Here is a 12169-nt window from a genome sequence, read left to right on the forward strand (position 1 = left end):
CTGAAAAGGCCTTGTTCTCTTTCTGGGGTACAAGTTTCTCTTTCTGGGATACAAATAGGTTTGGCGATGAAATAGCCATTTAAACGCAAACCTATCACCAACAACTTGACCGCAAAGCAGCAACTCTCTATAGTACGCCCCGTTAACGCGACAGCGGGGTTATAAGCCACCCAGCGTAAATGTCGTTTAACACACAATATGGTGAGGTGTCCGAGTGGCTGAAGGAGCACGCCTGGAAAGCGTGTATACGGCAACGTATCGAGGGTTCGAATCCCTCTCTCACCGCCATCATTAAAAAAACCGCCCTCGTGGCGGTTTTTTGCTATGTGCAGCCGCTAGTCGTTCCTCAATCCTCGTGATACCCTTTTCTCAGGTTTGATCCAAGAGAATAAAACGATGAAAATTGCAGTTGCTGGAACAGGTTACGTCGGCCTGTCGAACGCCATGTTATTGGCTCAACATAACGAAGTGGTCGCACTCGACATAGTGGAAGAAAAGGTTAACCTGCTTAACAACCAACAATCCCCGATTGTCGATGCCGAAATWGAGCAATTCCTCGCCGAAAAACCACTGAACTTTAYCGCYACCCTMGATAAAGAGCWGGCCTACCAAGGCGCGGACTTTGTGGTGATTGCCACCCCYACCGACTACGATCCCGAAACCAACTACTTTAATACCAGCTCGGTCGAGGCGGTGATTAAAGATGTGATGGCGATTAACCCCGATGCGRTGATGGTGATCAAATCAACGGTACCAGTGGGCTATACCGAGCATATTAAGCAACAAATGGGCTGTGAAAACATCCTCTTCTCACCCGAGTTCTTGCGCGAAGGCAAAGCCCTTTACGACAACTTATATCCATCACGGATCATTGTCGGTGAGCAATCCGAGCGCGCGCGCCAGTTCGCTACCTTGTTGCAACAAGGTGCAGTCAAATCGGGTATCTCCGTGTTGTTTACCCACTCCACCGAAGCCGAAGCGGTGAAACTTTTCTCCAACACCTACTTGGCGATGCGGGTCGCGTATTTTAACGAGCTGGACAGCTACGCCGAATCCCACGGTTTAGACGCGCGCCAGATCATTGAAGGGGTAGGGCTAGACCCACGCATTGGCGATCACTACAACAACCCCTCGTTTGGCTACGGCGGTTACTGCCTGCCAAAAGACACCCGACAACTATTGGCTAACTACCAAGACGTGCCCAACAATATTATTCAAGCTATCGTTGATGCCAACACCACCCGCAAAGACTTTATTGCCAATGCGGTTATTGCCAAAAAACCGGAGGTGGTCGGTGTATACCGTTTGGTGATGAAATCTGGCTCAGACAACTTCCGCGCTTCGGCCATCCAAGGGATCATGAAACGGATTAAAGCCAAAGGCATTGACGTGGTAGTGTACGAGCCGGTGCTTGAAGAAGACACCTTCTTTAACTCTGAAGTCATCAAAGACTTGGATACCTTCAAACAACGCGCCGACGTGATTGTCGCCAACCGCATGGTGGATGAAATCCGCGATGTAGAAAGCAAAGTCTACACCCGCGATTTGTTCGGGGCGGATTGATGAAAGTGTGAGGGCCTAGGATCCTAGGCCCATTGGTGGCGATGACACAAGCCCAAGTATACATTGAATAGTAGATTTCCGTTCTTGTTCTATTTTTCCTCGCTCGTATCCACCTGCATTCTTAAAAAAGGGAGCAGTACCAGCCCAATGGTCACCGCACATAACGCAATAGCGATGAAAAAGCCTTGCCACGCGAAAGCTTCAATAATCAGYGCKARMGGRTAGCCAGCGGCGGCTGCGCCTAAGTAGGCAAAAATGCCGACAAAGCCTGTCGACGCGCCTGCTGCTTGTTTGTGGGAGCACTCAGCTGCAGCCATGCCAATGAGCATCTGCGGGCCAAACACAAAAAAGCCCACGCAAAATAGCAACAGTGCGTGAATAAAAATGTCGGTGAACGGAAATAGCCAGAACGCAGCGACCGATAGAAAAATACCGGTGGCAAACAAAATGCACATGGGCCCGCGGTTACCGGCAAAAATTCGGTCAGATCCCCAGCCTGCGACCAGCGAGCCTAATACCCCGCCGACTTCAAACATGGCCAAGGCAACATTGGCTTGAATCAAGCTGTAGTGATGCTGTTGGGTAAGATAAATATTGCCCCAGTCGTAAATGGCGGTGCGGACGATATACACCATGATATAGCTGACCGCGAGTAACCACAGATAGCGGTTGGTGAGCACATAGCGATGCAAAATAGTGCGATAGGCTAAAGAAGGGCTGTCTGCTTCGTGAAATTGCTCTAGCTTGTCTTTGCGCCAATCGCCAATATTGGGCAACCCAAGTGATTTGGGTTTATCACGTAAGTAAAAAAACAATAACAGCCCAATCACAATCGCGGCCACGCCGGGTAAGGCAAACCCAGCCTGCCAATTCACATGGATGACTAAATACGCGACTAACACCGGCACAATGGCACCACCAAGGTTATGTGCTGTATTCCAAACAGCCCACCACACGCCACGCTCGTTGCGGGAGTACCAGCTGGTTAGCAAGTTGGCACACGCTGGCCATCCCCATCCCTGAAACCAAGCATTAGCCACCCAYAATGCAGTCAAAGCAGCAATACTGTGCATTTGGCTGAAAACCAGGCTAATCACGCCCGTCAATATCAGCCCTGTGCTCATAAAAAAACGTGAGTTGGTTTGATCTGCAATCATTCCCGATACAAACTTCGACACGCCGTAGGTTAACGAAAATAGCGTTCCCATTAAGCCGATATGCGCCATATCGATATTTAGGTTTGTAATCAACGCCGGCGAGGCAGCACTCAGTGTTTTACGGGTTAAATAAAAGCCTGCATAGCCCACATACATGCCCAGCATAATATGGCGCCGCCAATAGGCGTAGAGGGTGTCTTGGGTACGCGTCTGTGTTGTCATGATCTTACTTGTTTAAGGTATGTGTGGAAGTGATAGCGTGAGCGATGTTCCATTTTGATTGGATTGAATATCGCAATCGCCGCCCATTGCTWCGACTCGCTCTCGAATGCCTTTCAGACCAAAGCCGTTAACGGTGTCTTTAGGRGTAAAACCACAGCCGTCATCCGTCACTTGCAAGGCGCTAGTATGACCCAATGAAATAACAACGGCGACATGACGTGCATTGGCGTGTTTATGAATATTATTCAATGCCTCTTGGCAAATTCGGTAGAGGGTAACACGCACGGTGTCGCTTACTGGGTGATGGTGAGTAATCGAAAGYCTTATATCAATCCCTTGGGCGGCAAATCCCATATCATGCGCCAACTGGCTAACGGCATCATCAAAGCTAACATCATCTAAAACGGTTGGCCGCAATTGCGCAAGTAAGGTTTTGGTTGATTGATAAATGTTCATCGACATGTCTTCAATCACTTGCACATACGGGGCATAAGCGTGATCGTTATCCAGTCGTTTAATGATATTCGCGTGGGTTTTGATGGCGGTTATGTTCTGGCCGACATCATCGTGTAGCTCGCGAGCAATATCTCGTCGGATCTTTTCTTCWGTGCTGATCAGTTGACGCGACAAATATTGGTTCTTGCGCAGTTGTTGCTGAATACCAGTAGTAAGATCGCGCTGWCGCTGCACGGCAAGYCCYAGCCCAATRCCGGTCATAGTTTGCACAGCAAGTGATAACAATAACTCGACAGTGGCTACCGTGGCGGTCGCTGAGRCGTCKGTATGGGCARCCACCAATGCCAAACTATTGAACAGAGTCGCAAGAAATGCACCTTGCCAGCCATATTTTAGCGCAAACAAAATGATGGGAATCGCCAAACAAAACGGTGCAAAACGGTCCAGTGAGGGAGGTAATTGCGTTTGAATGAGTAAGTTAAAGATAAACGCGGCGCTGCATATTAGCCCATCGCGCCAATGAAAGAGGATCGGCGTGTGTGCGATACGGGCAGAAACCATGCCCCAYGGCTTTGAGAACAGATAAAAAGTGAGCAAATAGCAGCAGGGCAGGACAATTAACATGGCGGTAAGCGGCGCCAGTAATAACAGCATGTTATCGCTTGATAACGTCGCCCCCAGACTCACGATAGTGGCACTTTGGCCCAACCCCGCCACACTGGCGAGTAATAAAAACGGCCAATGGTGGCGGTGCGCATAAGCCGTTAGTACATGACATATTGGCCATGAAAGAATACTGAGTAACCCTAAACGAAGCCAATCTTGGCTGGGTAAGTATTGAAAAAGAATGGCCAAGGCCAGCCATTCGGCCAAGTAAATGGCCGCCCAATACGTACGACGAGTTGTGATAATCAACCCAAGGCGACAGGCAAAGGGTAAAAATACCACTGCGAGGGTATTCGTGGGCAAGAGAAAACGGCTGATCACCCAAAGATTGACCCATGCACAGAGTACGAAAAACAAAATGCAAAGGGCGTTGATGATCCAGTTAACCGTGGCTTTGTTCATACATCCTGTTGGAGTTTTTTTGCTAGGCACACATTGTTATCGACCGCGAGTTTTTCCATTGCATTGGCGCGGTGAACATGCACTGTTTTTGGGCTAATCCCCAATTGGTCGGCAATGTGTTTGATCGCATATCCGTCTGCAATCAGKGTCGCCACTTGCTTTTCACGGCGGGTGAGTGTGGCTAATTGACACGACGAAGGGTGGGTTGGTGCAGCGAGTTGCAGTGCGATATCTTTGGTCACAAARAAGCCACCTTGTGCCAAGGTTCTYACMGCTTGAATGAGATCATCTGGGTGGCAGTTTTTACTGAGGTAGCCTTTAGCACCCAGTTGCAGKGCTTTTTCAATCATACTGGCCGAGTCATGAACACTTAGCATTAATGTGTTAATACTAGAGGGAAGSTGCTCGAGYAAGTGCAGGCCGCTCTCATTAGGCATAGAGATATCCATAATACAGACATGCACCGGCAATCCAGGTAGGTGCTGGCGGGCCTCTTTTGCCGAGCCAAATTCCCCAATCACATTGATATCAGGTTCAATATTTAACAGTTGACCAAAACCGGACCGTACGATTCGATGGTCGTCAATCAATACAACGTTGATCATAGACTGCCTGCAAAAAGCAGTACATTAGCGCCAGTATGACGCTAATGCAATGTGGTATATCAATTGTTGAGCGCGCAGCGCTGTGGGGCTGACTGCGCGTTYAATTTATAATGCCTGTGCYTTGAGCTTCATCGCYTTTTTCTTTTTGCGGATTTTGTGCTCTTCAGCGATAGCCACCATGGCCAGTAAGCCTAAGCAGATCAGTGCAGAGGCATCCAGTGCCGCAAAGGTGCCTTTCCAGCCCGTTAAGCCAAAGAYTGGCGTGCCATCGGCCACCATACCTAAGCCCAGTTTAGCGAAGCTGTCACCAATCAGATACGCAAAGGTACCTTTCACGCCATCGGCGACACTGATYGCYTTTTTCGGTACAAAGCCAACCGCGGCGACACCGATCAATAGTTGCGGACCAAACACGAGGAAACCGAGCGCAAAYAATGCAGACAGGTACATAAATTCGCTGGTGGCGTATTGGTAGAACTCGAGTGTCATGACAATGAGYSCGAGGGAAACGCAAGCAACCAGTGCACGGCGCCCGTTAGCAAGATCTGAAAGGTATCCCCACATTAGTGTGCCRACCAGCGCGCCGACTTCAAACATGGTAAAGCCAGAAATCGCGGTCTCTTTTGAGAAGCCCAGCTCTTGATACGCATACACGGTRGACCATTGGTCGATACCAATGCGAACGATGTATAGGAAGATGTTAGCAAAGCATAGCAGCCAAATGACTTTGTTTTTCAAGATATACTTAAGGAACATTTCCTTTTTCGTCATCTTGTTTTCTTCAGCTTCACGATCTTCATCACTTATCGGTTCTTCGAAAAGCTCTTCTACGGTGCCTAGCCCATAGGCTTCTGGTGAGTCACTACCATATCGCATCCCAATTGCACCAACGATRATTGCAATGACTGCAGGGAACACGAACATCCCGATGACGTTACCATCAAAGAAAACGTTGGCACCAAACAAGGCCACACCGGCGGCACCGGCACCACCGACATTGTGCGACATATTCCACAAACCAAGGTATGACCCGCGTTTGTTGCTCGGTGTCCATTTAGTAATGGTTGAGTAGCTTGATGGACCACCGGTACTTTGGAAAAAGCCGCTCAGTGAGTAAAACGCCACCATTAGAAAGAGGCTGATGCTACCGCCGCCCAAACTWAAGCTGAAGCCAAGCATACAAAGACCAGAAAGGATCAGCATAAACGGGAGGAATTGCTTTGTATTCTTGCCATCGGCGTAGTAGGAAACAACGGTTTTACCAATCCCGTAGGTGATAGAGAAACCGAGACCAATCATCCCYAATTCGGTCATGGAGAGGCCATACTGATTGATCATATCGTTCTGAGCGACGTTGAAGTTTTTTCGCACCAGATACATGGTTAAATAGCCAATAAAAACGACTAAGTAAGATTGCAGGAAAGGTTTGAGCCACATTTTTCTGCGCTGTTCAGCTGGCAGATCTAATGTGGGCTTTCTGACTTGATTGAGAAAGTTCAACATAAGTTCGCTCGTAAGTGAGTGGAGGTAATGGCAAGCAGTATACGGCGCGATGACGCCGCTCCCTTGAGACGACGGCTTAGTTGAACTAGGAAATTGTCTTAGTTTTTATTGAGTAGGYTATAAATCGTGAAAGGCATCACAACAAACGTTAAGCATCATAAAAGACAAATACGATAAACGGCTGAGTAAAAAGGAGGGAAGGCCCCTCCTCATTTATCCTATCTGATTAAACACCCTCACAGCGCCGCCYTGGCAGTGTAATTGATACTCGCTCGTACACGCCGGTATAAAAATAGACTCGCCTTTTTCAATGGTCAGCTTGTGGTCGCCATGAGAAACAGTCAGTGGGGCATCAATGGCGAAGATGATTTCACCGCTGTGCATATGGCATGTGAGATCGTCAACCTGAAGGTAATGCGTAAAAGAAAAATCAGGCACCGCGACCGGGTAATGCGTTCCTTGGTCAGTGCGTGTCGGTTCGAGTGTTATGTTAGCCGTTGCTATAGGAGCAAAGCTTGTACAGGCGATCAGCTCATCAACATCGATATGCTTGGGGGTGAGTCCGGCTCGCAATACGTTGTCGGAGTTGGCCATGACTTCGAGTCCGACNGTAATGCGTAAAAGAAAAATCAGGCACCGCGACCGGGTAATGCGTTCCTTGGTCAGTGCGTGTCGGTTCGAGTGTTATGTTAGCCGTTGCTATAGGAGCAAAGCTTGTACAGGCGATCAGCTCATCAACATCGATATGCTTGGGGGTGAGTCCGGCTCGCAATACGTTGTCGGAGTTGGCCATGACTTCGAGTCCGACACCCTGAATGTAAGCGTGAGGGGTGCGCGCGTGCAAAAACATCGCTTCCCCCGGCGCAAGTGTCACGACATTCAGCAATAACGGCGCAAACAGGCCAATATCGCCTGGGTACTGTGTCGCCAAATCAATAATGGTATCGAAGGGGGCTTCCGTCGCGTTTTGATTGGCCACTGCCATTAAAGCGTCGACTGCTGCCGTTTTATCAGTTGCCTCAAGCGCTAATAGCTGAGCGAAGGCGCTTTGTAGCGAGTCTTCAGCCGGGGAATCGGTAAAGGCTTGAAAAATCGGGGTGAGTGAATCGTGATTGATTTTTGCAATGTTCGCAATAATGTCTGAATAAGGGCGAAACCCGTTCATCGCCTTAAACGGGGTCAGCGCATAAATCAGTTCAGGCTTGTGATTGGGATCTTTGTAGTTGCGATGCGCGGCTGATAGGGAAATGCCTTGTTGGTTTTCTTTTTGATAGCCGTGTTCGGCTTCTTGTTTGCTTGGGTGTACCTGGATGGATAACGCTGTGTCTGCGGCGAGCACTTTGAATAGAAAAGGCAGTTCACYAAAGCGTTGATAAATCTCAGCGGATAAGGCGGATTGCGGGTCAGACGCAATCAAGGTATTAAGCGGCAGCCAAGCTTCGCCAACGTGTATCTCGGAGCTGGCTTTAGGGTGCGCGCCCATCCAGATTTCAGCTTGCGGCTGTTGGTCGGGGTTCGCRATATTAAACAGTGCTGGCAGAGCCGTGCAGCTCCCCCATTGATAGGTTTGAATGGGATTGCGCATTAAAAAAAATGGCTGTGAGTRAAATGGGCTATTCATACAAGCGATACTCTTAAACGAGAGGATATAGTCTTAAACGAGAAAATATACTCTTAAACGAGAAAATCGGCCCCGATTGGCGAGGCCGAAAGTGATAATRATGGTGTGGTTATAGCATAATTAAGCGGCTGATTGCAGCCACTGGGCTTTGCGTGCCTTCTTCAAGCTAACGCAAACCAATGCAGTCACCACCGCGCCGGCAATCATACAAATAAGGGCAATAACAGGYTTGTTCATYGCGCCCAGYAATGCCACCACGGGGCCACCATGCGCCACGCTGTTAGTCACACCGAATCCAAAGGCCATCACCGCCGCCACCATCGAACCAATCATATTGGCGGGGATCACCGCAATAGGATCTTGGGCGGCAAAGGGAATCGCCCCTTCTGAAATKCCGACCAGGCCCATAGCCCCCGCCGCTTTACCGGCTTCGTGTTCAGTGGCTTCAAAGATATTAAGCTTACGGCCTAGCACGGTTGCTAAACTCATTCCTAGGGGAGCGACTGGGATAGCACAGGCCATCGCACCCATAAATTGAGTTTGTCCGCTGGCAATCATCCCCACGGAGAATAAGAAAGCCACTTTATTGAATGGACCACCCATATCAAAGCCTGCCATGCCGCCCAGTACAATCCCTAATAAAATGTAGTTACCGGTGCTCATGGCGGTGAGCATGGCGGTAAGTGAATCCATCAGGCTGGCAATRGGCGCCCCAATCACAAAGATAAATAGCGCGGCGATAAACAGGGTACCGGTAATCGGCGCAATCATAATGGGAACGAGTGGTTGGAGGAATTTATGGTAATTAATTCCGCTGACCCATTTGACGAAATACCCCACAAGCAAACCCGCAATGATGGCACCGATAAAGCCGGTGCCCGCTTCAGCGCCGTAAAAGCTGCCGGTATTGGCAATCCAGCCACCAATTAACCCTGGCGCAAGTGCCGGGCGATCCGCAATCGCATAGGCGATATAGCCGGCAAGCACTGGGATCATTAATTGGAAGGCAATCACACCGACATCGAGCACTTGTTGCCATGCACTGCCTTCTGGAATGGCCATGCCYGCTTCYGTYGGYTCACCGCCAATGGCGAGAGMCAGCGCAATCAATAGCCCGCCAGTGACCACAAAGGGGATCATGTGCGAGACMCCATTCATCARATAGCGATATAAGTTACTTCGCCAGTTTGTGGTGCCAGTGGACGGTGCGTTGGYGTTTGTGCTTTGCTTGGACGTACCCGCGGCTTGATAAGGGCTGGCATTAAGTGCGTTTTCGATTAAGCCTTTACCGTCGCGAATTGCTTCTTTAACGCCGACTTCGACCRCAGCTTTGCCGTTAAAGCGGGTCATATCGGTTTGTTTATCACAGGCAACGACAATCGCATCGGCGCGTAATATGTCGTCTTGTGTGGGKGMGTTTTTAACCCCAATCGAGCCGTTGGTTTCTACTTTTATCTCATARCCCAGYTCGTCAGCGGCTTTTTCAAGCGCTTCGGCCGCTAAATAGGTATGTGCCACCCCCGCCGGACAACCGGTTACACCAATAATAAGGCCTTTTTTCGGTCCGGTATTATTGCTTTCTTTGCTGGGCTGAGTCAGCAGGGTCATGACCTCACTGGGCGTGTTGGCTGCAAGCAGCGCTTGCGTGAATCCTGGCTCAATAAGTTTGGAAGAAAGGGAAGCCAGCACTTCAATATGATGGTCGCCACCGTTAGTGGGAGAGGCAATCATAAAAAAGATATGAGACCGTTCGCCATCTTCTGCCCCGTAATCGATGCCGTCTCGGCTAATACCGATGACCACACCGGGTTTGGTAACGGCGTCACTTTTTGCATGAGGAAGTGCGATGCCCGCTTCAAAGCCTGTATTACCYAGGGCTTCGCGYGCATTCACATCCGCAATAAATGCGGCTTTATCACTAACACGRTCATTATCGACCAATGCTTGGCTCAGTTCATTAAATACATCTTGCTTGCTGGTGGCGTCRAGGTTGAGACGTATCAAGCGCTCGTTGATCAGTTCAGATATCATGATGGGCTCCTGCCGATTYGTGTGAACATGGTGATCAGTTTGCGCCCGTATGCGGCTGGAAAATAGTGCAGAGAAATAGCATTTACTGGATGATTGTGCCCAACCATTTTTAATGTGATCTCGCTCATTAGCGGCAATSGCAGATCGTATGGGTATAATGGCGGTGTTGCTGATGCGTCGTACTGACGCCGTTTGCGGTCATTTACCGTTTTGGACAGCGAGCCCGAAAACGATCGGATAGGGATGATAATGAAAGCCTCGACACCTACCAGCTTTTCTCATTTGCTTGAACTACTGAARTCACCTGACGAGCAGTTYGGTCGGGTGATCTTTGCCAATGATTGGCAAGTGCCTGAGSCTTTTAGCTATCAAGTTAACTTTCCACGCTTAGAAATTGTGGTGTCTGGYCAATATACCAATATTGTCTCGACGCCTGAGGGCGTAAAAACACACACGTTGGTCGGTGGCGAGGCGCTTTATATCGCGCCAAACTGCTGGAACAAACCCGATTGGCAGCATTCATGCTCGGTGCTGAGTTTGCTGTATGGCCGCCGGCAGTTGGGGTTTAGCCTTGTGAATAAACGCGCTAACGTGGCCGGATTTTACGGTGTRCAGAAGTTCTCCGTGCCGATGCGTGCAGGCTTTGCGGTGGATAACATTCTAGAAGCGCTAAACGCGCTTGCGAAAGAGCCCAACAAGCAGCTAACCGATGGGTATTTGATTAAGGCGTTGTTAGCCTACACCCATCAATTAGTTGATAAACCAATATTCAATGCCCACTCTCGCGGGGAAGATCTCTACCAGGGGATCTGTATTTACATTCAAGAGCATTACCAGCAAGCCCTTTCGCGTGCGGATATTGCCGCGCATTTCCACATYAGCCCGAGCCACCTGTCACGTTTATTTAAACAATATGGCCATATGACACTGGCAGATTACATTGTGTGGGTGCGCATTGACCGAGCCAAATTTATGTTGATGCGTTATGAGTTCCGGTTAGTCGATATTGCCTGTCGTTGTGGGTTCAATGACGTGAACTATTTCTGCCGCGTGTTTAAAGCGAGAACGGGCAAGACCCCTTCTGAATATCGACGGCTTAGTCATCAATCCTGAACTAAGGCGGCATCTAGCATCGCAATTTGGGTAGTAATATCATCGCAGTGTGTTAGCCAGTGCCGGAATACGGATGAAGACAAACGGCGAGATAGGCGGCTGATGGCGCGTAGTGTCGTACGCTCGATGTCGCAGGGGATCGCGATCGCAATACACAGTGAAACCGATTCTTGATTCAACCAGGTCATCGCAGAGTGGCAGCGAGTCACTATGATGGCGGGATGAGGGACGCTGCTATCAATAATATGAGGGAGTGCAACCTGATCGCCAAGGTAAGTGGATGAATGTGCCTCCCGCGCCATAAAAGCCGCATGAGCTTGCATTGATGTGTCTTTTTCCGCGACGCGTTCAACGATCTCCCTAAACAGCGATTCACACTGTGTCGCTTGGGTGTGTAATCCTTCAACGCGCAGATTTAGATGCGCGAAGCGCGATGGTGTGTCTAACGGATTGTTTGCGGCAGCAGTAAAGGCAGAGGTGCTGAGCAAATGCCAGTGCTTACTGACGTATTCAGCGAGCACTAAGCACATTAGCTCGGCATCTGCTCCCTCGATCAGAAGCAGGCAAATATCATTGGGCTGGGTGCCCGTGGCAAGCATGGATAAAGTGTCGGTGGTCGCTGATGTGCAGTCTTTGCTGACATTCACAAAGGTGCTTTTTCCACTAAACAACGAGCATAGCCTTGCCAACTCGCTCATTTGCCAGCTGACTAAACCTTGCAGCGGCGCCGAAAAGCAAACAAATGCGCCCGTCATAGGGAAAGTTGCGTTTGTAGCGCCGCTTTCGCATCCGTGAGAACGTCTTCCATGGCAAGGCGAACAATGGTTGAG

10 protein-coding genes and 1 tRNA gene are annotated in these 12169 nt (G+C 49.5%); 3 read left to right on the forward strand and 8 right to left on the reverse strand.

Annotated elements, in window-relative coordinates; translation table 11 throughout:
- Nucleotides 1–200 precede the first annotated feature (200 nt).
- Nucleotides 201–288, forward strand: a tRNA-Ser gene (locus BZG77_RS13835).
- A 108-nt stretch (nucleotides 289–396) separates the two neighbouring features.
- On the forward strand, nucleotides 397–1563 hold the full coding sequence (locus tag BZG77_RS13840) for a nucleotide sugar dehydrogenase (protein WP_077647660.1): 1167 nt from the start codon (nucleotides 397–399) through the stop codon (nucleotides 1561–1563).
- Between the two features lie 89 nt (nucleotides 1564–1652).
- On the opposite strand, the gene uhpC is transcribed toward BZG77_RS13840, so the two are convergent.
- The 7 genes from uhpC to BZG77_RS13875 all read right to left on the reverse strand — a co-directional run bounded on the left by uhpC (nucleotide 1653) and on the right by BZG77_RS13875 (nucleotide 10226).
- A complete protein-coding gene (gene uhpC, locus BZG77_RS13845; RefSeq protein WP_077647661.1) occupies nucleotides 1653–2942 on the reverse strand; it encodes an MFS transporter family glucose-6-phosphate receptor UhpC in 1290 nt (429 codons plus the stop codon).
- 12 nt (nucleotides 2943–2954) lie between these two features.
- Nucleotides 2955–4466, reverse strand: a complete 1512-nt coding sequence (gene uhpB / locus BZG77_RS13850) for a signal transduction histidine-protein kinase/phosphatase UhpB (RefSeq protein WP_077647662.1) — start codon at nucleotides 4464–4466, stop codon at nucleotides 2955–2957.
- Entirely contained in the window at nucleotides 4463–5071 is a 609-nt protein-coding gene (gene uhpA / locus BZG77_RS13855) for a transcriptional regulator UhpA (protein ID WP_077647663.1), read from the reverse strand. Before uhpA ends, uhpB begins: the two co-directional genes overlap by 4 nt.
- Before the next feature lie 105 nt (nucleotides 5072–5176).
- The gene (gene uhpT, locus BZG77_RS13860; RefSeq protein ID WP_077647664.1) at nucleotides 5177–6574 is read right to left on the reverse strand and encodes a hexose-6-phosphate:phosphate antiporter; all 1398 of its coding nucleotides are present in this window, start codon (nucleotides 6572–6574) and stop codon (nucleotides 5177–5179) included.
- 213 nt (nucleotides 6575–6787) lie between these two features.
- Nucleotides 6788–7168, reverse strand: coding sequence for a hypothetical protein (locus BZG77_RS13865; protein ID WP_077647665.1), 381 nt, complete (start codon nucleotides 7166–7168; stop codon nucleotides 6788–6790).
- Nucleotides 7110–8195 (reverse strand): mannose-6-phosphate isomerase, class I, encoded by a 1086-nt coding sequence (gene manA, locus BZG77_RS13870; protein WP_077647666.1) that lies wholly within the window; start codon nucleotides 8193–8195, stop codon nucleotides 7110–7112. The genes BZG77_RS13865 and manA overlap by 59 nt, the downstream gene beginning before the upstream one ends.
- Nucleotides 8196–8315: 120 nt before the next feature.
- The gene (locus BZG77_RS13875) at nucleotides 8316–10226 is read right to left on the reverse strand and encodes a PTS fructose transporter subunit IIABC (protein ID WP_077647667.1); all 1911 of its coding nucleotides are present in this window, start codon (nucleotides 10224–10226) and stop codon (nucleotides 8316–8318) included.
- Nucleotides 10227–10475: 249 nt separating this feature from the next.
- Between BZG77_RS13875 and BZG77_RS13880 the strand changes: the two genes are divergently transcribed.
- Complete coding sequence (locus tag BZG77_RS13880; RefSeq protein WP_077647668.1) at nucleotides 10476–11339, forward strand: AraC family transcriptional regulator; 864 nt, start codon at nucleotides 10476–10478, stop codon at nucleotides 11337–11339.
- Here BZG77_RS13880 and BZG77_RS13885 read toward each other — a convergent pair.
- On the reverse strand, nucleotides 11330–12094 hold the full coding sequence (locus BZG77_RS13885; RefSeq protein ID WP_077647669.1) for a PTS sugar transporter subunit IIA: 765 nt from the start codon (nucleotides 12092–12094) through the stop codon (nucleotides 11330–11332). The genes BZG77_RS13880 and BZG77_RS13885 overlap by 10 nt on opposite strands.
- Nucleotides 12095–12169: the final 75 nt, after the last annotated feature.

The sequence above is a fragment of the Salinivibrio sp. IB643 genome (assembly GCF_001996105.1).
Lineage (GTDB): Bacteria > Pseudomonadota > Gammaproteobacteria > Enterobacterales > Vibrionaceae > Salinivibrio > Salinivibrio costicola.